Source organism: Winogradskyella wichelsiae (assembly GCF_013403925.1).
Taxonomy (GTDB): domain Bacteria; phylum Bacteroidota; class Bacteroidia; order Flavobacteriales; family Flavobacteriaceae; genus Winogradskyella; species Winogradskyella wichelsiae.
Genome location: NZ_JABFDJ010000002.1, coordinates 712,064 through 734,735 on the forward strand (window position 1 = coordinate 712,064; position 22,672 = coordinate 734,735).

Genomic DNA, 22,672 nt, shown 5'->3' on the forward strand with positions numbered 1-22,672 from the left:
GCTTTTTAAACTTAAAACCAATTATTTTTGTTGAAACAATTTTAAGGATGAATATTTTAGTACTAGGCTCTGGCGGAAGAGAACACACATTTGCATGGAAAATTGCACAAAGTAACCGTTGTAAGTCACTTTTTGTGGCTCCGGGAAACTCAGGAACTGAAGCAATTGCAACAAATCTAAATATTGGTGTTACTGATTTTGAAGCGATTAAATCAGCAGTTTTAGAACACCAGATTGATATTGTAATTGTTGGTCCAGAAGATCCATTGGTACAGGGTATTCATGATTTCTTTTTACAAGATGATGCCATTAAAAATGTAGCAGTTATCGGCCCACAACAAGCCGCTGCAGAACTTGAAGGTAGTAAAGAGTTTGCCAAAGAGTTTATGATGCGTCATAACATACCTACAGCTGCGTACGAGAGTTTTACTAAAGAGAATGTAGAAGACGGTTATGCGTTTTTAGAAACATTACAACCTCCTTACGTTTTAAAAGCAGATGGATTAGCGGCAGGAAAAGGAGTTTTAATTCTTAATGATTTAGACGAGGCCAAAGCAGAACTAAAAAGTATGTTAGTTGATGCTAAGTTTGGAGACGCAAGCACCAAAGTAGTGATTGAAGAGTTTTTAGACGGAATAGAATTAAGTTGTTTTGTTTTAACAGACGGAAAGGATTATAAAGTTCTTCCTACAGCAAAAGATTACAAACGAATTGGAGAAGGAGATACAGGTTTAAATACGGGCGGAATGGGTGCCGTATCACCAGTACCATTTGCAACTAAAGAATTTTTAGATAAAATTGAAAACCAAGTTGTAAAACCAACAGTAGACGGTTTAAAGAAAGATAATTTACCCTACGTTGGCTTTATATTTATTGGCTTAATTAAGGTAGGAGATGATCCTAAAGTGATTGAGTACAATGTAAGAATGGGTGATCCGGAAACAGAAGTAGTTTTACCAAGATTAAAAACAGATTTAGTTGAGGTTTTTGAAGCAATGGCAAACCAAACGTTAAGTGAGGTAGAGATTGTTATTGATGACAGAGCAGCGACAACCGTAATGTTAGTATCTGGTGGTTATCCTGAAGCTTATGAGAAAGGAAAAGAAATTACAGGTGTGGATAATATTACAGATTCTATTGTTTTTCATGCAGGAGCAATTTCTAAAGAAGGAAAAACAGTAACTTCTGGTGGTCGTGTTATGGCAATTACATCTTATGGTAATACGTATAATGAGGCCATAAAAAAATCTTACCAAAGTATAGAAAAACTACATTTTAATAAGATGTATTATCGTAAAGATATCGGATTTGATTTATAATCGTATCTGGATTTTTTAGTTTCAAACAAAAAAATTTCTGTGCGCTAATAACGAAACTATCGTAATTGGAGTACAGAAATTTTTAATTTTTATATGAAATAAAAAAATTGGATTAAGTTTAGATATAAGAATGAGAAGAAATACTTTTATCTTCCTCACCATTATCATTAAACTTTTTAAGTTGTAGCATCCAATAAACAAAAGCAACAATGCCAACAGCCATAAAAATCCAGTTAAAAATGTTTGCAGAAAACCAGTTTTCTAACTCAAGTGCTCTAAGGCTATCAAGAGGTGTAAGTAAAACATTTACAAATAAATCTTGTATTGCGTAAAAGAAATCTTTCATAACTTTATAAATTTACACCAATTCTAATTTTAGTATAGAATTGAAAATCGAAGAGCAAAAATACAAAAAGAGTTCATGATTACAAGTGTTTTTAGTAAATCTAAACCTATAAATTTCATAATTGTTGCCATTTATGTGAGTTTACTTTTTGTGTTTACAAACTATTCTTTCCTTATTTTTGATGTAAACAGTGGTTTAGCTACATTTTTTAAATGGGCTATAACATTGTTTTTAGTTTTTTTACTCGATTTTGTTGTTTCTAAAAACAACCTAACGCAAAGAAATAGTTATGCAATATTGACCTTCGGTTTACTGGTTGGTTTGTTTCCTGAAGCATTGCGTCATACCGATTTATTACTTTCAAATTTATTTATAGTTTTCGCATTAAGACGATTAATTAGTCTCCATTCTAGGCTACATATTAAGAAGAAATTGTTCGATGCAGCCTTTTGGATCGTTATAGCCGCATTATTCTATTTTTGGGCGATCCTGTTTTTTGCTTTAGTGCTTGTCGCTTTAATTTACTATTCTCAGAATGATTTTAAAAATGTTATTATTCCTTTTACAGGGGCAGCTACTGCAATTTTATTGCTAGTAACATATAACATTATAATGGATGATGTCTATTTTAAACCTTCAACCTTTGAGCGTTATGCAAGCCTTGATTTTACACCGTATGATTCTAGAGCAAGTATTTTAAAATTAACCATTTTGTTTAGTTCGTTTGTATGGACGCTTTTTTATTACTTCAGAATGATTCCCGATAAGAATAAGAAATTAAAACCTTCCTATTTTATAATCGCTTGGGCATCTGTTATAGCGGTTTTAATAGCGATTATTTCACCTTTAAAAAACGGAAGTGAATTTCTCTTTTTATTTGTTCCATTCTCAATTGTGATGGCCAATTATATGGAAATGATTTCAGAACGTTGGTTTAAGGAAGTGTTTGTTGTTTTATTAATTATTGCACCAATAATCAGTTTATTGCTGTAATTTATTTCCAAAGGCTAAATCACCAGCATCGCCTAATCCAGGAACAATATACCCTTTTTCATTAAGCTTGTCATCAATAGCAGCAATCCAAAGCGTAACGTCTGTGTCAAAAGCCTTAGATACAAAATCGACACCAGGCTGTGCGCCAATAACACCAACTAAATGTATTGCTTTTGGTTTTCCAAAGGGTTTTAAAGCTTCAAAAGTTGCCACCATAGACTGCCCAGTTGCTAGCATTGGGTCTGCTAATATTAAGGTTTTACCTTCTAAGCTTGGGCAAGCTAAATATTCCACTACTATTTCAAAACTTTCAGGATTATGTTTGTGTTGTCTGTAGGCTGAAATAAAAGCGTTTTCGGCGGCATCAAAATAATTTAATAAACCATTATGAAGCGGCACACCTGCTCTTAAAATAGAACAGAGAACAATATCTTTTTGATGTAAAACAGTTTCAGATTTACCTAATGGCGTTTGAGTTGTATGTGTGTCAAATTGAAGTGATTTACTCAGTTCATAGCCTATAATTTCACCAATGCGTTCAATATTTCTACGAAAGCGCATACTGTCTTTTTGAACAGTTTCGTCTCGTAATTCAGACATAAAAGTATTTAAGATTGAAGGCGTCTCGGAAAGGTTGTGAATTTGCATATTTTGAAAATTAGTTCTGTCGTTAAAGTTAATAATTCCAAGTATATTTGTAAACATTAAATCAATTTCATTATGTTTTCACAAAAAGCAAACGCCATTTTTCAAGACGTTATAAAAACCTATAAAGTATTAAATACCGTAGATCAGCCTTTTACTAATAAGTATGATAAAAGTGATGATCTTATAGCACATTTGTTATACAGAAAGTCTTGGATAGACACTGTTCAGTGGGCTTACGAAGATATTATTAGAGATCCAAACATTGATCCTGTTGCAGCTTTAAAGTTGAAACGAATGATTGATGCTTCTAACCAAGATAGAACAGATACCGTTGAATTTATTGACAGTTATTTTTTAGATAAATTTAAAGATGTTACGGTTAAACCTGAAGCTAAAATAAATTCTGAAAGTCCTGCTTGGGCTATCGACAGATTATCAATCTTAGCCTTAAAAATTTATCACATGCACGTGGAAACTGTAAGAGACGATGCTTCGGTAGAACACAAGGCAGCTTGCCAAAAGAAGCTAGACATTTTATTAGAGCAACGCGTAGATTTAAGCACTGCTATTGATGATTTACTGACGGATATCGCTAATGGTGATAAGTACATGAAGGTTTATAAGCAAATGAAAATGTACAATGACGACGAGCTTAATCCTGTTTTAAGAGGACAAAAATAAGACTTCGCCAATTTATAAGACCTAGCAGTTTTTTATACCTAGTAGGTCTATTTAAGCGAAGGTTAAACCCAGTATAATTTAATTATAAGCCGTTGTCGTTGTTTTTCACTGACAACGGTTTTTTCAATTTTATAAAGTATTTATAGACCTTTTTTGATTGTTATTTTATGCCAAACCCAAAACACATATTAGTTCTTCGATTTTCTGCTATGGGAGATGTAGCTATGACAGTTCCTGTTTTAAAGGCGCTCACCACGCAACATCCCGAGTTAAAAATTACAGTCGTTACAAGAGCGTTTTTTAAGCCTTTTTTTCAAGACTTAGAAAATGTCACTGTTTATGCTGCTGATTTAAAAGGAAAGCATAAAGGTGTTTTAGGGCTTTATAAATTATCTAAAGAGCTTAAGGCATTACATTTTGATGTTGTAGCAGATTTGCATAATGTATTGCGTAGTAAAATTTTAAAATTCTTTTTCTTAGGGAAAAAAGTAGTCCAATTAAATAAAGGGAGGGCAGAGAAAAAAGCGTTGACTACAGGTAAATATTTTAAACAATTAAAAACAACGCATCAACGTTATGCGGATGTTTTTGAAGCTTTAGGTTTTTCAATTAATTTATCGGATCCAATATTTTTTAAGCCAAAAAAAATAAATGATAATTTAAAAGATTTTTTCTCGAATAAAAACCTCAAAAATATAGGAATTGCGCCGTTTGCAGCACATAACAGTAAATTGTATCCTATAGATAAAATGAAGGCTGTAATTGCTGACATTTCCAAAAATTATAATGTTATTTTATTTGGTGGAGGGGCAAAAGAAATAGTAATTTTAAATGAGCTTGAACAAGAATTTTCTAACGTAAAATCTGTGGCAGGTAAATTAAATTTACAAGAAGAATTAGCTATTATTTCTAACTTAGATCTTATGTTGGCTATGGATTCTGGTAATGCACACATGGCGGCAATGTTGGGTAAAAAAGTCATTACCATTTGGGGGGTTACTCATCCTTTTTCTGGGTTCGCACCATTTAATCAACCTGATGATTTTGCTTTAACAGCAGATAGAACACGGTTTCCTTTAATTCCGACATCTATTTATGGTAATAAATTCCCTGAAGGGTACGAAAATGCTGCAAGTAGTATTTCTGAAGCTACAATCATTTCTAAAATTAAGGAAGTTATTTAGTTTTATAACTTCTCGATACAATTTTATCGTTCCTCAAAAATCACTCGAAGTGACGTTGTTTCTTTTGATTATTACGCGTCAGTTCGAGTGAAATTCATTTTAGAATTTCGTATCGAAAACTGTTTACTTCTGTTTCTTTTACAAATCAGGATTGTCTTCTGTACTTTAGTTTATAGACTTCTCGATACGATTTTATCGTACCTCAAAAACCACTCGAAGTGACGTTCATTCTTTTGATTATTACGCGTCAGTTCGAGTGAAATTCATTTTAGAATTTCGTATCGAAAACTGTTTACTTCTGTTTCTTTTACAAATCAGGATTGTCTTCTGTACTTTAGTTTATAGACTTCTCGATACGATTTTATCGTACCTCAAAAACCACTCGAAGTGACGTTCATTCTTTTGATTATTACACGTCAGTTCGAGTGAAATTCATTTTTTCAGACTTTTATATCGAGAACCTATCGTAAATAAAAAGACCTTTCACGTTATTAAAACATGAAAGGTCTGTATATCTAATGATCCAAAAATCTAACTAATCTAATAATCAAGATTAAACATCATCATAATCCACAACAACAGAAGCTGAAGTTGGATGCGCTTGGCATGTTAAAATTAAACCTTCGGCAACTTCACTATCTGTAAGGATATTGTTTTGTCGCATTTTAGCTTCACCTTCAGTAACTCTTGCAATACAACTGCTACAAATTCCGCCTTGGCAAGAGTAAGGGGCGTCAATATCTTGTTTTAATGCAGCTTCTAAAATGGTTTGTTCTTGAGACATGCTGAATTCAAATTCTTCTTCATCAACTAAAACCTTTATTTTAGTCTCACCAGAAGGTAAATCTGTAGCAGCAGTCGTTTCTGCTTCAACAGGAGCTGTAAATAATTCAAAAGCAATTGCTTTTTCCTTTACTCCGTTTTCAATTAAAACATCTTTTACGGTATGGATCATTTGTTCTGGGCCACAGAGGTAAAACTTTTCAATCGTTACCTCTTTGTATTTGTTCTTAACGATGAGGTTAACGGTGCTTTTTTCAATTCTACCTAATAAAGCATCTTCTTCTCGAGCTTGACTGTATATAAAGTGAACATGAAAACGGTTGCCATACTGCGCTTGTAATTCTACAAGTTCTTTAAAAAACATGGTGTTTTTAGAAGATTTGTTTCCGTAAACGAGTATGAAGTTACTAAACGCTTCGTTTTCTAGAAGGGTTTTGGCAATACTTAAAATAGGTGTAATTCCACTTCCTGCAGCAAAAGCAGCAATGGTTCTTGTTTTAGCATCGTTAGCTTCAAATGTAAAACGACCATTAGGTTCTGCAACCTCTAATACGTCACCAGCTTTTAGTGTATTATTAGCATAAATTGAAAATGTTCCACCTTCAACAGCCTTAACTGCAACGGTTAGATTTCCACTTTTTTCTGAAGCACAAATAGAGTAATCTCTACGAATATCTTCATCATTAATAGTGGTTTTCAAAGTAATATATTGTCCGGCTTTAAAGCTGAATTTTTCCTTAAGATTTTCAGGAACGTCAAATGTAATCGCAACCGATTGGTCTGTAACCTTGTCGATTGACTTTATAGTGAGTGAGTGAAATTGTGACATCAAAAAATAATTTTGTGCAAAGATAGACATTCTGTTGCATACCTAAAGGGTATCAAAAGCCTGAGAGGTCTAAAATTTTAATAAATACACATACCTAAGTTTCTTATACATAAGAAAATTATGTATATATTTGTGAGACGATGAGCAATTCAAAATTATATAAAGGAAGTTTAACGACTATCATTTTAAAGCTATTAAATGAGCACGATAAAATGTATGGTTACGAGATTACCCAAAGGGTAAAGGAATTAACTAAAGGTGAGTTGAAAATTACGGAAGGTGCATTATACCCGGCTTTACACAAGTTAGAAGCAGAAGGTTTGTTAGATGTCGAAGTTGCAAAAGTAGATAACCGATTGCGTAAATATTATAAACTCACAGAAACTGGGACCAAAGAAACCGTTAATAAGCTAGAAGAATTAGCAGACTATATTAAAACGATGCAGGCGTTAGTGAATCCTAAATTAGCTTAGGTTGTGATGAGGTTAGAAAAAGAAGACATACAATTTATAGATGATTTTCTCATATATAAAAAGATAAAACATCTTGATATTAGAGTTGAATTAATAGATCATTTGGCAACAGAGTTCGAAGATTCTTCTGCTTATGTTATTATTGAAGATTTTTTATTAAGTAAAGTTAACTTTATATTAGAGTTTGATAAGAAACAGAAGAAGACGATTCATTGGAGTTATCAAAAGTTGCTTTGGGTTCAGTTTGCAAAGTTTTTTTATCAATTAAAATTTGTAGTAATATTTATCGCATTAGAAATTTTTGGGTATATAATATTTAATCTTTTTAGTTTAAAGACCTTTAGCTTTATTTGGTTAACGACACTGGCAATTTTGTTACTTTATCCTATATATTATCAAATTAGGTATTCTAAAGCATTAAAAAAAGTTCAATCTATGCAATCATTGTTTAGTATAACTTCACTTCCCTCTGTGTTTTTATATACGTTTGGTGTTTTAAAAGATTATTTATTCGAAACACCAACAGTATTAGTCTTATACTTTAGCATTTCGCTTTTATTAAGTCTTTCTGCGGTAATTGTAATTGAAAACAATAGAAGAAAAATTATAGAGAAATATATTAATCTTGTAAGAGAAACATGAAACTAACCGAATCCCAAATACAAGAACTCTACGCTTTTACAAGACAACATTTTGTAGAACATTACGATTTACAAACAGAACTGGTAGATCATTTAGCCAATGACATAGAAGTCCAATGGCAAAAAGAATCTAAAATTAGTTTTGAAGATGCTAAAAACAGAGCCTTTAAAAAATTTGGCATTTTTGGTTTTATGGATGCCATTGAGCAAAAAGGTAAAGCTATGAACAAACGCTATAGAGGTTATTTGTGGACTGAGCTTAAAAAATGGTTCGAGATGCCACAAATTATCGCGACTATTGCTTTGTTTTTAATGTTCTATGTGGCGTTTTCAACTGTGTATACGACAGCTTTAGCTTTGGTGTTTTTTGGGGTTATATTAGTTTGGTGTACTTATAAAAGTATTCAACTCAACAAGCAGTTTAGGCAACGCAAAGAGGTTTCTAATAAAAAATGGATGCTCGAAGAAATGATTTTTAAACAAGCGGGTAGTACAATGTTTGTTTTTATGTCGCAATTATATAATGTGTATCAAATTCCAGAAAGCTTTGGTGAAAATGCCTATTTTTTAGTTCTTTTTTCTTTAGCATTTACGGCCTTAACGTTAATAAATTACATCAGTCTAGAGGTAATTCCTAGTAAGGCTGAAAAATTACTGAATGAAGCTTATCCGGAATTTAGTTTGTAACAAATTTTTCTTTTTTGATACTTATCTCATATAACCAACCCATCATTACATTATGATAAAACATTTTCTCAATCTCGAGTGGAAACAATATTTTCGTTCGTCCTATTGGCAAAAGAATATGGTAATTAATATCTTCATGGTATTATTTGCGCTCTATTTTGTTGCTGTTTTTATAGGATTAGGTATTGGATTACTTTATTTACTAAAAGAAGGTTTTCCAGATCAAGATCCGTTTGTAGTTGCAAATAATTACCTGTTTTATTGGATTATTGCAGATTTGCTAATGCGTTTCTTTTTACAAAAATTACCAGTAATGAGTGTGAAACCGTTGTTAACGCTTCCTATTAAACGCGCTACTGTTGTAAATTATGTTTTGGGGAAATCGGCACTTTCATTTTTCAACTTTTTACCTCTGTTTGCCATTATTCCTTTTAGCTTTATGTTAGTAAGTGATGGTTATGAAACATCTTTAGTTTTAACTTGGATGTTTACGATGATGATTTCGGTACTCATTATTAATTTCTTGAATTTTATAATTGAAGCATTTTCAGCAGAATCCGAAATATCATTTTTACCAATAATTGTTATCATTGGTGTTTTATTTGGGTTAAATTATTTTGAAATTCTACCAATGACATCTTTAATAGGAAGTGGATTCTTGGCCATTGCGCATCATCCAATTCTTATATTAATTCCAATTATAATTTTAGGATTATGTTACGGTTTCAATTTTAAAATCTTAAAGAAGAAATTGTATTTAGACAGTTCATTAAAATCTAAAGTAACTGAAGTAAATGCTTCAGACTTATCTTGGACAGAGCGTTTTGGTGATATAGCACCTTTTATGAAACTCGATTTAAAATTGATTTGGAGAAATAAACGAACCAAATCGATGGTGTTTCTATTGTTTATTGGTGTCCTATACGGATTGTTCTTTTATCCACAGCCAGTGTATCGAGAAATGACATTTATGTTTGCTTTAATCGGTATATTTTCTACAGGATTCTTTCTTATTAATTTTGGGCAATTTATTCCGGCTTGGGATAGTGGTTATTATAAATTACTAATGAGTCAGAACATTAAATACGAACAATATTTACGTTCAAAATTTATCCTTATGGTAATTAGCGTCGTAATTCTATTTGTTCTAGGAATTCCTTATGTTTACTTTGGTTATAAAATCTTAATTGCACATTTTGCAGCGGCAATTTATAACATTGGTGTTAATACGCACGTCATTCTTTGGGGAGGCTCTTATAACCGAAAAAAAATAAATTTAGATAAAAAAGCAGCCTTTAATTATCAAGGTACCGGAGCTGTACAATGGTTAATTGGTATTCCATTAATGATTGTTCCAATGGGGTTATTTGGACTTGTAAATTGGCTTGTAGGTTTTGCGGCAGCAATAGCTTTATTAATGGTACTTGGAGTTGCGGGTATTGTGTTTCATAAAAAATTAATGAAATTCATAACCAAGAAATATATCAACTCTAAATACAAAATGATTGACGCTTTTAGTCAAGATAACTAATAATACATCTCATCATGATATATACAAAAAATCTTACCAAAACATATAACGGAACTACAGTTCTAAATATTGAAGAATTAAGCATTCCTAAAGGCCAAAGTTTTGGTTTAGTTGGAAATAATGGAGCAGGGAAAACAACCTATTTTAGTTTATTGCTCGATTTAATTAAGCCAACAACAGGAAACATTACCAGTAATAATGTAGTTGTAGATGAAAGCGAAGATTGGAAACCGTTTACATCCTCTTTTATAGATGAAAGTTTCTTAATTGGTTACTTAACACCAGAAGAATACTTTTATTTTATTGGAGAATTAAGAGGGCAAAATAAAGCAGATATCGATAATTTAACCGCTAAGTTTGAAGACTTCTTTAATGGTGAAATTATTGGGAAGAAGAAATACTTAAGAGATTTAAGTAAAGGAAATCAGAAAAAAGCAGGAATTGTAGCCGCGCTTATTGGTCATCCTGAAGTTATCATTTTAGATGAGCCATTTGCGAATCTAGATCCAACAACGCAAATTCGTTTAAAGCAAATTATTAAAGATTTAGCCCAAAAACAAGGTGTTACAGTTTTAGTATCCAGTCACGATTTAACTCACGTAACGGATGTTTGTGAGCGTATTGTGGTTTTAGAAAAAGGAAATGTGGTTAAAGATTTAGAAACAAATCCAGAAACTTTAAAAGAATTAGAAGCACACTTTTCTGGTGGCACAATATTTTCTGACGAAGAAGAATAATCGTTTATATTTATAATTGAAGGCTCGTAATTAATTGTTAGTTACGAGCCTTTTTATGTTGAAGCCTGTTGTAGTTACTCAAAAAACGATTAAATAATATTAGAAGTTCAAAAAGATGCTTATTTTTACGAACTAACACACTAAATACGGTGTGTTTTAGTTATCTATTAATCAAATAGAACCAACGTTGAAAACCTATTACAAACTTATATTGCCTTTGTTTTGTGTGATGATGCTAGTTCAAAGCTGTTCGCGCAAGAAGGATAAATTTATAAATCGAAATTTTCACGCCTTAACTACAGAGTTCAATATACTTTATAATGGTAATATTGCTTTACAGCGAGGTATAGATAATGTAAACAACGAATTTACTGAAGACTTCTGGAATCTCTTGCCTGTAGAGCGTATGGAGATAAAAGATGACATTTTTCTTCCAGGACAAACTGAAAATGCAGACTTTGAGCGTGCTGAAGAAAAAGCGATAAAAGCCATTCAGAAGCATAGTATGAATTTTGATGGTAAGGAAAAAAACCCTCAAATTGACGAATCTTATTTACTTTTAGGAAAAGCACGTTACTTCGATCAACGTTTTGTTCCTGCTATGGCAGCTTTCAATAATATTCTTAATAAATACCCAACTAGCGATAAAATTAATCAAGTTAAAATCTGGCGCGAAAAAACAAGTATGCGTTTAGATAATGATCGTGGTGCAATTGATAAACTAAAACGTTTATTAGAGGAAGAAGAATTAGAAGAGCAAGATTTAGCAGATGCTACAGCAACACTAGCTCAGGCTTATATTAATATAAAATCTAAAGATAGTGCTATTGCTCAACTTTCTATAGCTGCAGAAAACACTAAGATTAAAAGAGAAAAAGCACGTTATCATTTTATTAAAGCACAATTATATAACGAGTTTGGTAAAAAAGATAGCGCAAATTTAGAATTCGATGCTATTATAAAAATGCATCGTCAAATACCAAGATCATTTTACATTAACGCACACATTGAAAAAACGAACAATTATGATTTTTCAACTGTAGATCCAGTAGTTTTTGAAGAATACCTTGTTGATTTAGAAGAGAATAGAGAGAATAGACCCTTTTTAGATAAAATCCATTATCGTATTGCAGAATATTACCGCAATAATGTGTCAGATAGTATTTCAGAAGTGTACTATAACAAGTCACTTAGAAAAATTACGTCAGATAAATATTTAAAGTCGCTTGATTATGAGACGCTAGGAAATATGTATTTCGATAGAAATATTTATAAAACAGCAGGCGCATATTACGATAGCACTATGACGGCTATGGTTACAAACTCAAAACCTTTTAGAGTTATTAAAAAGAAGCGTGAAAACTTAGACGATGTTATTTATTATGAAGGTATCGCACAGGTTGATGATAGTATTATAAGAATTGTAAACCTTCCTAAAGAGGAGCAATTAGCAGTTTATACAAAATATGCAGATAATCAGCGTTTAAAGGCTTTAGAAGAAAAAAAGCGACAAGATGAAGTTATAGAGAAACAAAAGAATCAATCAGTGCCAACACCTCAAAACCTAAATGTGTCAAGAGCTTTAAGTAGTTCAACAGGTAGGTCTAAAGATCTTAATTCTGCAAGTAACAATAGTGGTAAGAGTACTTTTTATTTTTACAATTCTACAACTGTAGCATATGGTAAAAATGAATTTCTAAAACTTTGGGGAGATCGCAAACTTCAAGATAATTGGAGACTTACCAATCAGAGAGCAGATATTGTAAACGAAGATAAAGATGATTTAGGTGGAGATGCTGAGGTTGAAGACGAGCGTTTTAATCCAGAAATATATTTAGCCTCTTTGCCAACAGATCAAAAAGATATTGACAGTATAGTTAAAGAGCGCAACTTTGCCTATTATCAGTTGGGTATTATCTATAAAGAGAAATTTAAGGAATTTGAGTTGGCAAAAGATAAGCTTGAAAAACTTTTAAGCAACGAGCCTGAAGATCGATTAATACTACCTTCAAGATATAATTTGTATCGTATTTACGTAGAGTTAGGTTTAAGCGCAAGAGCAGAAACGATGAAAATGGCCATTATAAAAGGTTATCCAGATTCGAGGTATGCAGAAATTCTTTTAAACCCACAATCAGAATTATCTAAAGACGAAAACAGTCCAGAAGCAATATATACAAAGCTCTATAATCAATTTGAGCAAGAAGAGTATGCGGCAGTAATAGCAGAAGCCGAAACGCAGATTAAGCGATTAGAAGGAGATGACATTGTGCCTAAATTTGAAATTATAAAAGCTTCAGCTAAAGGTAGGCTTTATGGTTTTGAAGCTTACAAAGAAGGTATTAATTATATCGCTTTAACTTATGGAAATACAGTTGAAGGAAAGAAAGCACAAGATATCTTAGAGAATGCCGTTCCGGTTTTAGCTAAAAAAGAATTTATTTCTGATGATGATGCAGGTAAATTCAATGTTATTTATCAATTTAAAAATAACTCAGGAGAAGATGTCGAAGCGTTTATAAAAACGTTAGATGAGGAAGTTGCCAAAATCACATACTTTGATCTTAATACATCAAAAGATGTTTACGATGAGAATACCACTTTTATTGTTGTGCATGGCTTAAAAAGCATTGGAGGTGCAAATGGATTTGGCGAATTGCTTAAAACAGGAGAAAAAGATAAAAACGGGCGAGCTGTAAAGCCAAAAATTACAAGACCTTACTTTGCTATCTCATCACCAAATTATGCAATCATTCAACGACATAAAAATTTGAATGTCTATTTAGAACTAAAGTAATTTAAAAAGAATCATTATGTTTTCTTCAGAAAGAAAAAAACCAAAACTACAAACAATTATGGAAACAAGTACGCAACAAAATATAATAGCTCAGGGCACTAAAATTGTTGGTGATATAGAGAGTCAAGGTCCATTTAGGATTGACGGTACTGTAGAGGGTAACGTTAAAACGTCTGGTAAAATTGTTGTTGGTAAATCTGGTTACATTAAAGGAACCTTACAAGGTGAAAATGCTGATTTTGAAGGTAAATTTTCAGGTAAGCTTATCCTTTCGGGCACGTTGTCTTTAAAAGCTACTGCAAATATTGAAGGAGAAGTACACATTAATAAGCTTGCTGTAGAGCCAGGAGCAACATTTAATGCTACTTGTTCTATGAAGGGTAATGTAAAGTCACTAACTAACGAGTCTGCTAAAGCGCAAAGTGTCCAAAGCAAATAATAATCCAAGTAAGTTTATTAGATTCACCGCCGTTGGGATTCAAATGGGAGGTGTTATTTTTCTTGGCCATTATTTAGGGCAATGGTTAGATGCAAAGTACGAGAAGGATTTTTGGGATACTATCTTAACCCTTTTGTCTGTTTTTGCATCTATATATTTGGTAATTTCACAAGTTATAAAAGTGTCTAAAGAAGATGATTAAATCACTTATGCTTTATGCTGCATCTTTTGCGGTATTGTTTCTTATTATTCATTTCTCACAAGAATTTGTTCTTAACGAATCTAACAAGACTGTTCGGTTTAATCTTTGGGATACCAATGTGTTTTTGGTTATAGCGTCTTTATTAATCTGTATTCATTTAAAATTGTTTTCTAGCATAAAAAGTTTTCAACCTCAATTAGGATTTATTTATTTACCAACACTTTTTATTAAAGGGGGTTTGTTTTTTTTAGCATTTAAATCTTCTGTATTTAGTTTAGAAACTTTAACAATGGTAGAGCGGTTAAGTCTTTTGTTGCCATTGCTCTTGTTTTTAGTGCTTGAGGTATTTTTTGTAGTGAAAATTCTAGCGCAAAATGAGGATTAAATATTAAGAATAAAAAATATTGTATTTTTAATAAATTACGTACTTTTGCAGCGAATTTGAAAAGAGTAATTTTTTTGATTTTTTTAACAATGAGGATATTTCAACAAAGTTTTAAATTTTTAGCACTTACAGTCTTAGTGTTCTTGTCAACAACTATTTATGCCCAGTCTTCTCATGAGGATGGCGGTCAGATAGATACCAGAGAGGAAGTCGATGCATATATTTCGCATCACCTTCAGGATTCTCATGACTTTACTTTCTTTTCTTATACTAGCGATGAGGGAGAACGTAAGCATGCTGGTTTTCCACTTCCGATGATTTTATGGTCTTCTGATGGATTAGTAACTTTTATGTCTTCAGAATTTCATCATAATGATGATGGACATGTTATCGTTGAAAAAAACGGTTTAAAATTCGCTAAAATTCATTCTAAAATATACGAATTAGAAGCTGGAGCAACAGCTGTTAATTTTGATGCCGAGCATCATGCTACTAATGGTGCTAGAGTTTTAGATTTTTCTATTACAAAGAGTGTTGTTGGTATTTTAGTTATTGGGTTATTAATGTTTTTCTGGTTTGTTAGATTAGCAAAGCAATATAAAACAAAGAAGATCCCTACAGGTTTTGGTCGCGTGTTAGAGCCATTAGTGCTTTATGTTAGAGACGAAATTGCTAGACCAAATATTGGGGAAAAACATTATAGAAAATTTACAGGTTATTTGTTAACCGTATTCTTTTTTATCTGGCTTTTAAACATGGTAGGTTTAACACCTCTTGGTTTTAATGTTACAGGTCAAATTGCCGTAACGGCATGTTTAGCCATCTTTACACTTATTATTTATGCGGTAAGCGGTAATAAAGATTTCTGGATGCACATTTTATGGATGCCAGGCGTACCAATTTTAATTAGACCAATATTAGCCGTTATAGAATTGGTTGGTACATTTATTATTAAGCCTTTTTCTTTATTAGTGCGTTTGTTTGCTAATATAACAGCGGGTCACACAGTAATAATGGCGTTAATTGCTATTATGTTTGTAATGAAAGATACATTAGGTGTTGCAGGTGCAACAGGGTTATCTTTTATACTTTCTGTATTAATTATGTTTATTGAGGTTTTAGTAGCCTTTTTACAAGCTTATATTTTTACAATGCTTTCTGCTTTATTTATTGGTATGGCAGTTGCGGAACATGATCATGAGCATGATCACAAAGTTGTTGATGCGGAAGACGTAAGAAGTGATTTTGTCTAAGAAGAGTTTTTTTAATTTAACTATATAAATATTTTACAATGGTAACTTACAATTTAATTGGAGCAGGATTAATCGTAATCGGAGCAGGTTTTGGACTTGGTCAAATTGGTGGAAAAGCAATGGAAGGTATTGCTCGTCAACCTGAAGCTGCTGGAAAAATCCAAACAGCAATGATTATTGTTGCAGCACTTTTAGAAGGTTTAGCATTCGGTGCTTTAATCTTAGGGAAGTAAGCTCAAAAAAAACAAGATAGCGCCTCTGCAACGGTTGGTTGCAGAGCCTATTTTATTTTAAAAAAGAAATTAAAAAAACATTTAATTATTTAATAAGATGGAAACATTATTAAACGATTTTTCACCAGGATTATTTGCAGTGCAAACTGTATTACTTTTATTATTAATTTTCTTAATGGTAAAATTTGCTTGGAAACCTATTATCAGTTCTTTAACTGAAAGAGAAGAAGGTATTCAAGGAGCATTAGATGCAGCAGAAAAAGCAAGACGCGAAATGGCGAACTTGCAAGCAGACAATCAAAAATTATTACAAGAAGCACGCTTAGAGAGAGAGACGATGATTAAAGAGGCGCGTGAACTTAAGACTAAAATGATTGCTGAAGCAGAAGCAGAAGCACAGGTGCAAGCCAATAAAATGATTATCCAAGCACAAGCAGCTATTGAAAGTGAAAAGAAAGCAGCTATGGCAGAATTAAAAAGCCAAGTAGCAGGTTTATCTTTAGAGATTGCTGAAAAAGTAGTGCGTAAAGAATTATCTAATAAAGACAAACAACTAGAATTAGTTGAGTCTATGTTAGGAGAAGCAACTTTAAACTAAGATAAATGTCAGGATCAAGAGCGGCAATACGATATGCTAAAGCAGTTTTAAGCTTAGCAAAAGATCAGAAATCTACGGATGCAGTAAATAGTGATATGAAATTAATCACAGATACTATTGCACAAAGTGAAGATTTAAGTCAAATGCTTCAAAGTCCTGTAGTAAAAGCTTCAGATAAAAAAGCAGTATTAGTAGCAGTATTTAAAGATACTAACGCTATTACAGTTAATTTAGTGGACACTTTAATCTCTAATAAGAGACTAGCAATTTTAAATGATGTAGCGATAAGTTATACGCATTTATTTGATGAAATGAATGGTACACAAGTGGCTACTGTAACTACAGCAGTTCCTTTAAGCGATGATTTGAAATCTAAAGTGTTAGCTAAAGTAAAAGAGCTTACAGGTAAAGAAGCAGAAGTAACAAACGTAATTGACGAAAGCATTATTGGTGGTTTTGTATTGCGTGTTGGTGATATTCAATATAATGCGAGTATTTCTAACAAATTAAATAAGTTAAAAAGAGAATTTACATTAAATTAAGAAGCGTTAGATAGGCGTTTAACGTCAAAATAATCTAGCGACTAATATCTAAATAAAGATGGCAGAAGTAAAACCAGCTGAAATATCAGCAATCTTAAAACAACAACTTTCAGGCTTCGAAGCAGGTGCTTCATTAGACGAAGTAGGAACAGTATTAACTGTAGGTGATGGTATTGTACGTGCTTACGGATTAGCTAATGCGGAATATGGCGAATTAGTTGAATTTGATGGTGGTGCAGAAGGTATTGTACTTAACCTTGAAGAAGATAACGTAGGTATTGTACTTTTAGGAACTTCAGTAGGAATTAAAGAAGGATCTACAGTAAAACGTACAGAACGTATCGCATCAGTAAAAGTTGGTGAAGGTATTGTTGGTCGTGTTGTAGATACTTTAGGAAATCCGATTGATGGTAAAGGACCAATTTCGGGTGAAACTTACGAAATGCCTTTAGAGCGTAAAGCTCCAGGTGTTATCTATAGAGAGCCAGTAACTGAGCCATTACAAACGGGTATTAAAGCGATTGATGCTATGATTCCTGTTGGTAGAGGTCAACGTGAGTTGGTAATTGGAGATAGACAAACTGGTAAAACTGCAGTTTGTATTGATGCCATCTTAAATCAAAAAGAATTTTACGATGCAGGAAAGCCTGTATATTGTATATATGTTGCTATTGGGCAAAAAGCTTCAACAGTAGCACTTATTGCTAAAACTTTAGAAGAAAAAGGAGCTTTGGCATATACTACTATAGTAGCAGCTAACGCATCTGATCCTGCAGCAATGCAAGTTTATGCACCGTTTACAGGAGCTTCTATTGGTGAGTATTTTAGAGATACTGGTAGACCAGCTTTAATTGTATTTGATGATTTATCAAAACAAGCAGTTGCTTACCGTGAAGTATCTTTATTATTAAGACGTCCACCGGGGCGTGAAGCATATCCTGGTGATGTATTTTATTTACACTCAAGATTATTAGAACGTTCTGCAAAAATCATTAATAATGATGCTATTGCTAAAGAAATGAATGACCTTCCAGATGTTTTAAAACCTTTAGTTAAAGGTGGTGGTTCATTAACAGCTTTACCAATTATTGAAACACAAGCAGGTGACGTTTCAGCATATATCCCAACTAACGTAATTTCGATTACAGATGGTCAGATTTTCTTAGATGGTGATTTATTTAACTCTGGTGTTCGTCCAGCAATTAACGTAGGTATTTCTGTATCTCGTGTTGGTGGTAACGCGCAGATTAAATCGATGAAGAAAGTATCTGGTACTTTAAAATTAGATCAAGCTCAGTATCGTGAATTAGAAGCCTTTGCTAAGTTTGGTTCAGATTTAGATGCTGTAACTTTAAACGTAATTAATAAAGGTAAGCGTAACGTTGAGATTCTTAAACAAGCGCAAAATGATCCTTTTAAAGTTGAAGATCAAGTTGCAATTATTTATGCTGGTTCTAAGAACTTATTAAAAGACGTTCCTGTAGAGAAAGTAAAAGAATTTGAACGTGATTATTTAGAGTTCTTAAATGCAAAGCATAGAGATACTTTAGATTTACTTAAGGCTGGTAAATTAACAGATGAAGTTATTGATACATTAACAAGTGTAGCAAAAGAATTATCTGCGAAATACAAAGCTTAATATAAGCTATGAATTTAGAATTATAAGCGCAGTTAAATTGTTCTTATAATTCTAAATTTTAATAAATAAAATAGGTTTTAAACGGAATGTCACTCTGCGCATAGTCAAAGAGTATGTTGTATAACATTCTAATACATATAAAGAATGGCTAATCTTAAAGAAATACGTAACAGAATATCATCAGTATCTTCAACAATGCAGATTACTAGTGCCATGAAAATGGTATCTGCTGCTAAGTTAAAGAAAGCACAAGATGCTATTACTGCAATGCGTCCTTATTCTAATAAGTTAACCGAATTACTTCAGAGTTTAAGTGCAACTTTAGATGAGGATTCTGGAAGTAAATTTGCAGAACAGCGCGAAGTAGAGAATGTTCTTATTGTTGCTATAACATCTAACAGAGGATTATGTGGTGCTTTTAATACCAATATTATTAAGCAGACACAAAATCTAATTAATAATGTTTACACTTCTAAGAATGTTTCTGTTTTAGCCATTGGAAAAAAGGCTAATGATGCTTTTGCAAAACAAAATAGAGTTGTTGCTAATAAAAGTGAAATTTTTGATGATTTAACTTTTGATAATGTTGCCGAAATAGCAGAAATGTTGATGGCTAAATTTATCTCTGGTGAATATGATAAAATCGAAATTGTATATAATCACTTTAAAAATGCAGCGACACAAGCTATTATAACAGAGCAGTTTTTACCAATTGTGCCTATTGAAGTAGATGAAAATGTAAATCTAGATTACGTTTTTGAACCTTCAAAATTAGAAATCATTGAGGAGTTAATACCTAAGTCTTTAAAGACACAATTATATAAAGGAATTAGAGATTCGTTCGCGTCTGAGCATGGTGCTCGTATGACGGCTATGCACAAAGCAACTGATAATGCAACAGAGCTTAGAGATCAGTTAAAATTAACATACAACAAAGCAAGGCAAGCATCTATTACTAATGAAATCCTAGAGATTGTTGGTGGTGCAGAAGCTTTAAACAACTAATTGTTTTTAGATTAAGCTTGTTTTGAACATTTTATATTAAAAAAAGCCTAACTTTAATAGTTAGGCTTTTTTATGTTTAATTTAAAAAAATTGATAATTTTATCAATTCAGGGTGGTTGTTAAAGTTTAAATGTGTTTTTATTAATTAAATTGTATTCTTAAGTGTTATTCTACGATAATGAAGAAAGTATATGTATTACTTTGTGCAATTGGTATTGTATTTAGTTTTTGTCAGTGTTCTAGTTCTAAATATCAATTAGAAAAAGAATCTTTATTATCTCCCTATAAACCTTATTTTCAATCTTGGATAGCCGAAGTTGTAAAAGGCGGTTCAGGATTTAATATAACATTTCCTAATTTAAATGCTAATAACCAAGTTGTAGTGGATAGCGTCTTTTTTAGAGGTCTTAAAAGTAAATTGGTTAAAGGGCGTGCAAAATATACAGCAAAACTTCAAAATCCTTCTCCATACGATAGAGATATGAGCCTCGAAGCAGCTTTTGTAAAAGATAAAGAACCTACATTTCCGTTTAAGTTATTAAATACAGAATGTGTTATCAGTTATTTTGAAAATGGATTGCTTAAGTATCAGAAAATTTCTGGGTTAAAAGAGAAAGAAGGTGTTTTTTACGATAATGATACTCTAAGGTAAAGAACTCTGAGATTGATAAATAATTCTTTCAATTTATAAATTAGTTAAACTTAACTTATTAAATTGGGTTTTTAGTTTCATAAACAGTTAGACCAATATATATTTAATACTTTTGAGTTTCATTAGTATTCATAAAATTGAGCGGATTCAAATCACTTTTTAAACAAACATTCATTTATGGTTTAGCAACGGTGCTACCAAGAATGTTGAGTTTTATTTTAGTACCACTTTACACAAATCCAGAGGTTTTATCTGTAGAAGAGTATGGACGTGTATCGTTTATCTTCGCCTATTTTGTGCTTTTTAATGTGGTTTTGGCATACGGAATGGAAACTGCATTTTTCAGGTTTTTTAATAAGAATGAAAATCAAGAAAAAGTCACCAGTACTTCTGCTATTTCATTAATCATAAGTTCACTTGGTTTAATGGGAATTGCCTTTCTGTTTAGAAATCAAATTTCATCACTTATAAATATAGAACTTAAGTATCTCAATTTAGTTTTCATCATATTGCTCTTAGATGCTTTAGTCATTATTCCATTTGCATGGTTACGCGCTACAGCTAGACCTATGAAATATGCAATTATTAAAATCCTTAATGTTGCTGTTAATTTAGGATTGAATGTATTTCTACTACTATACTTAAAAGATTTAGCGACTAATTATTCAATCTTTAATAGCATTTATATAGCAGATTTTGAAATCAGTTACATTTTCATTTCCAACCTTATTGCAAGCGGATTAACTCTGTTGTTATTGCTGTCATTCTACACCAAACTAAAGTTTACTTTCGATACTGTTTTATGGAAAAAAATGATGCGTTATGCATTGCCTGTTCTTATTGCAGGGATTGCTTATTCCGTAAATGAAACGTTTGATCGTATTTTATTAGAAAAACTCTTGCCAACAGATATTGCAGAGGAACAAATAGGAATGTATTCGGCATGTTATAAATTGGCTTTATTTATGACGTTGTTTGCAACAGCTTTTCGTTTAGGTATAGAACCTTATTTCTTTAGCCACTCTAAAGCTAAAAATCCACAAAAAAACTATGCTAAAATATTAGAATACTTTGTCGCTTTCGGCTCTGTCATTTTTTTAGGCGTCATTGTTTTTGCAGATATCTTAAAACCCTATATTATTAGTAGTGACGCTTATTATGAAGCCATGTGGATTGTACCATTTATCCTTCTAGCTAATTTTTGTTTAGGCATTTATCACAACCTTTCTGTATGGTACAAAATAACAGATCGCACAAAATATGGTGCCTATATTTCAATATTTGGTGCACTAATTACGTTAAGTCTAAACTATATTCTAATTCCGATAATTGGTTTCAAAGGTTCTGCCATTGCAACACTATCCGCTTATGCTGTAATGATGCTATTGTCTTTTTACTTTGGAAGAAAGCATTATCCAATTCCTTATAATTTGAAGAAAATAGGATTATATCTATTGGTGTCTATTCTATTTTCGTTTGTGTTTTTCTATAACTACAGAGAAAATTATATTATCGGAAGTGCAATGATAATTGTATTTTTGGGATTAGTTATTTCACTTGAAAAAGAGGAAATAAAACAAATTTTAAATCGAAATTAATTCGTCATTCAGAATATTAATATTACATGAATATAAAAATCATCAATAAGTCTAGTCATCAATTGCCTCATTACGAAACTATCGCTTCGGCAGGTATGGATTTAAGAGCTAACTTATCAGAATCTAAAATTTTAAAACCTTTAGAACGAAGTATTGTTGGTACAGGTTTGTATATTGAATTACCAATAGGCACCGAAGCACAAGTAAGACCTCGTAGCGGATTAGCGGCTAAAAAAGGAATTACAGTACTCAATGCGCCAGGAACTATTGACGCGGATTATAGAGGCGAAATAGGTGTTATTTTAGTAAACCTTTCTAACGAAAATTTTTTGATTGAAAACGGAGAGCGTATAGCTCAATTGGTCATTGCAAAACACGAACGTGCAGAATGGCAACTTACCGAAGAATTATCTAGTACAGATCGTGGTGAAGGCGGTTTTGGAAGTACTGGAGTCAAATAACAAATTCCTGACAAAG

The 22,672-nt window shown here is 32.1% G+C and carries 25 protein-coding genes; 22 read left to right on the forward strand and 3 right to left on the reverse strand.

The window, feature by feature from the left end; genetic code table 11:
* Positions 1–47: 47 nt before the first annotated feature.
* Positions 48–1,319: a phosphoribosylamine--glycine ligase gene (gene purD, locus HM985_RS06735; protein ID WP_179375508.1), complete on the forward strand. Its 1,272-nt coding sequence runs from the start codon at positions 48–50 to the stop codon at positions 1,317–1,319.
* A gap of 118 nt (positions 1,320–1,437) precedes the next feature.
* Here the strand turns inward: purD and HM985_RS06740 are convergent, their stop codons facing one another.
* Complete coding sequence (locus HM985_RS06740) at positions 1,438–1,665, reverse strand: DUF6341 family protein (protein WP_179375509.1); 228 nt, start codon at positions 1,663–1,665, stop codon at positions 1,438–1,440.
* Between the two features lie 75 nt (positions 1,666–1,740).
* Here HM985_RS06740 and HM985_RS06745 point away from each other — a divergent pair, with 75 nt between their 5' ends.
* Positions 1,741–2,658, forward strand: coding sequence for a DUF6427 family protein (locus HM985_RS06745; protein ID WP_179375510.1), 918 nt, complete (start codon positions 1,741–1,743; stop codon positions 2,656–2,658).
* Here the strand turns inward: HM985_RS06745 and upp are convergent.
* Entirely contained in the window at positions 2,647–3,306 is a 660-nt protein-coding gene (upp, locus tag HM985_RS06750) for a uracil phosphoribosyltransferase (protein WP_179375623.1), read from the reverse strand. The two genes, HM985_RS06745 and upp, sit on opposite strands and share 12 nt — an antisense overlap.
* Before the next feature lie 72 nt (positions 3,307–3,378).
* On the opposite strand from upp, the gene HM985_RS06755 reads away from it, so the two are divergent.
* On the forward strand, positions 3,379–3,987 hold the full coding sequence (locus HM985_RS06755; protein WP_179375511.1) for a DUF4254 domain-containing protein: 609 nt from the start codon (positions 3,379–3,381) through the stop codon (positions 3,985–3,987).
* A 167-nt stretch (positions 3,988–4,154) separates the two neighbouring features.
* A complete protein-coding gene (locus HM985_RS06760; protein ID WP_246284964.1) occupies positions 4,155–5,171 on the forward strand; it encodes a glycosyltransferase family 9 protein in 1,017 nt (338 codons plus the stop codon).
* A 553-nt stretch (positions 5,172–5,724) separates the two neighbouring features.
* Here HM985_RS06760 and HM985_RS06765 read toward each other — a convergent pair.
* Entirely contained in the window at positions 5,725–6,783 is a 1,059-nt protein-coding gene (locus tag HM985_RS06765; protein ID WP_179375512.1) for a ferredoxin--NADP reductase, read from the reverse strand.
* A gap of 140 nt (positions 6,784–6,923) precedes the next feature.
* Between HM985_RS06765 and HM985_RS06770 the strand changes: the two genes are divergently transcribed.
* From HM985_RS06770 to dut, 18 genes are all read left to right on the forward strand, one after another.
* Positions 6,924–7,256: a PadR family transcriptional regulator gene (locus HM985_RS06770; RefSeq protein ID WP_179317141.1), complete on the forward strand. Its 333-nt coding sequence runs from the start codon at positions 6,924–6,926 to the stop codon at positions 7,254–7,256.
* A 6-nt stretch (positions 7,257–7,262) separates the two neighbouring features.
* Positions 7,263–7,898, forward strand: coding sequence for a hypothetical protein (locus HM985_RS06775; RefSeq protein ID WP_179375513.1), 636 nt, complete (start codon positions 7,263–7,265; stop codon positions 7,896–7,898).
* Entirely contained in the window at positions 7,895–8,584 is a 690-nt protein-coding gene (locus tag HM985_RS06780; RefSeq protein ID WP_179375514.1) for a hypothetical protein, read from the forward strand. Before HM985_RS06775 ends, HM985_RS06780 begins: the two co-directional genes overlap by 4 nt.
* A gap of 52 nt (positions 8,585–8,636) precedes the next feature.
* Positions 8,637–10,115 (forward strand): DUF5687 family protein, encoded by a 1,479-nt coding sequence (locus HM985_RS06785; protein ID WP_179375515.1) that lies wholly within the window; start codon positions 8,637–8,639, stop codon positions 10,113–10,115.
* A 14-nt stretch (positions 10,116–10,129) separates the two neighbouring features.
* Positions 10,130–10,852, forward strand: a complete 723-nt coding sequence (locus tag HM985_RS06790; RefSeq protein WP_179375516.1) for an ABC transporter ATP-binding protein — start codon at positions 10,130–10,132, stop codon at positions 10,850–10,852.
* Positions 10,853–11,039: 187 nt separating this feature from the next.
* Positions 11,040–13,649: a type IX secretion system periplasmic lipoprotein PorW/SprE gene (gene porW / locus HM985_RS06795; protein ID WP_317167125.1), complete on the forward strand. Its 2,610-nt coding sequence runs from the start codon at positions 11,040–11,042 to the stop codon at positions 13,647–13,649.
* A gap of 16 nt (positions 13,650–13,665) precedes the next feature.
* Positions 13,666–14,088, forward strand: coding sequence for a bactofilin family protein (locus HM985_RS06800; protein ID WP_179375517.1), 423 nt, complete (start codon positions 13,666–13,668; stop codon positions 14,086–14,088).
* A complete protein-coding gene (locus tag HM985_RS06805) occupies positions 14,072–14,290 on the forward strand; it encodes an AtpZ/AtpI family protein (RefSeq protein WP_317167126.1) in 219 nt (72 codons plus the stop codon). Before HM985_RS06800 ends, HM985_RS06805 begins: the two co-directional genes overlap by 17 nt.
* Positions 14,283–14,675, forward strand: a complete 393-nt coding sequence (locus HM985_RS06810; protein WP_179375518.1) for a DUF6168 family protein — start codon at positions 14,283–14,285, stop codon at positions 14,673–14,675. The genes HM985_RS06805 and HM985_RS06810 overlap by 8 nt, the downstream gene beginning before the upstream one ends.
* 89 nt (positions 14,676–14,764) lie before the next feature.
* Entirely contained in the window at positions 14,765–15,928 is a 1,164-nt protein-coding gene (gene atpB / locus HM985_RS06815; protein WP_179375519.1) for a F0F1 ATP synthase subunit A, read from the forward strand.
* Between the two features lie 38 nt (positions 15,929–15,966).
* Entirely contained in the window at positions 15,967–16,161 is a 195-nt protein-coding gene (gene atpE / locus HM985_RS06820; protein WP_179314141.1) for an ATP synthase F0 subunit C, read from the forward strand.
* Between the two features lie 97 nt (positions 16,162–16,258).
* Positions 16,259–16,759, forward strand: coding sequence for a F0F1 ATP synthase subunit B (locus HM985_RS06825; RefSeq protein WP_179375520.1), 501 nt, complete (start codon positions 16,259–16,261; stop codon positions 16,757–16,759).
* A gap of 5 nt (positions 16,760–16,764) precedes the next feature.
* Complete coding sequence (atpH, locus tag HM985_RS06830) at positions 16,765–17,301, forward strand: ATP synthase F1 subunit delta (protein ID WP_179375521.1); 537 nt, start codon at positions 16,765–16,767, stop codon at positions 17,299–17,301.
* A 58-nt stretch (positions 17,302–17,359) separates the two neighbouring features.
* Positions 17,360–18,940: a F0F1 ATP synthase subunit alpha gene (gene atpA / locus HM985_RS06835; RefSeq protein WP_179375522.1), complete on the forward strand. Its 1,581-nt coding sequence runs from the start codon at positions 17,360–17,362 to the stop codon at positions 18,938–18,940.
* A gap of 144 nt (positions 18,941–19,084) precedes the next feature.
* Positions 19,085–19,945, forward strand: coding sequence for an ATP synthase F1 subunit gamma (gene atpG, locus HM985_RS06840; protein WP_179375523.1), 861 nt, complete (start codon positions 19,085–19,087; stop codon positions 19,943–19,945).
* Between the two features lie 178 nt (positions 19,946–20,123).
* Complete coding sequence (locus HM985_RS06845) at positions 20,124–20,597, forward strand: hypothetical protein (protein ID WP_179375524.1); 474 nt, start codon at positions 20,124–20,126, stop codon at positions 20,595–20,597.
* Positions 20,598–20,734: 137 nt separating this feature from the next.
* Positions 20,735–22,195 (forward strand): oligosaccharide flippase family protein, encoded by a 1,461-nt coding sequence (locus tag HM985_RS06850; RefSeq protein WP_179375525.1) that lies wholly within the window; start codon positions 20,735–20,737, stop codon positions 22,193–22,195.
* A gap of 26 nt (positions 22,196–22,221) precedes the next feature.
* Complete coding sequence (dut, locus tag HM985_RS06855) at positions 22,222–22,656, forward strand: dUTP diphosphatase (RefSeq protein ID WP_179375526.1); 435 nt, start codon at positions 22,222–22,224, stop codon at positions 22,654–22,656.
* Positions 22,657–22,672: the final 16 nt, after the last annotated feature.